The organism is Nisaea sp., from assembly GCF_017640745.1.
Classification (GTDB): Bacteria; Pseudomonadota; Alphaproteobacteria; order Thalassobaculales; family Thalassobaculaceae; genus Nisaea.
Genome location: NZ_JAEPQA010000070.1, coordinates 396 through 669, shown reverse-complemented (window position 1 = coordinate 669; position 274 = coordinate 396). Strand labels below are relative to the sequence as shown.

Genomic DNA, 274 nt, shown 5'->3' with positions numbered 1-274 from the left:
GCCGGAACAAGGACGAGGTGCCGATCCTCGAGTTCCGCCGCGAGTGCCGGGAATTCGCCGAACACTGGGTCGGCGTCCAGTCCGAGGAATTTCAGCGGCTCGGCGTGATCGGCAACTGGGAAGACCCGTACACGACCATGAACCACCGCGCCGAGGCGCAGATCGCCCGCGAGATCGCCAAGTTCGCCATGAACGGCGGTCTCTACCGCGGCGCGCGTCCGGTGCTCTGGTCCGTGGTCGAGAAGACCGCGCTGGCCGACGCGGAAGTCGAGTA

At 66.8% G+C, this 274-nt stretch carries 1 protein-coding gene; it reads left to right on the top strand.

What is annotated here, in order from left to right; all coding sequences use genetic code 11:
• Window positions 1-274, top strand: a 274-nt coding sequence (locus JJ959_RS21270; RefSeq protein ID WP_292888482.1) for a class I tRNA ligase family protein, incomplete at both ends; no start/stop codon positions are given.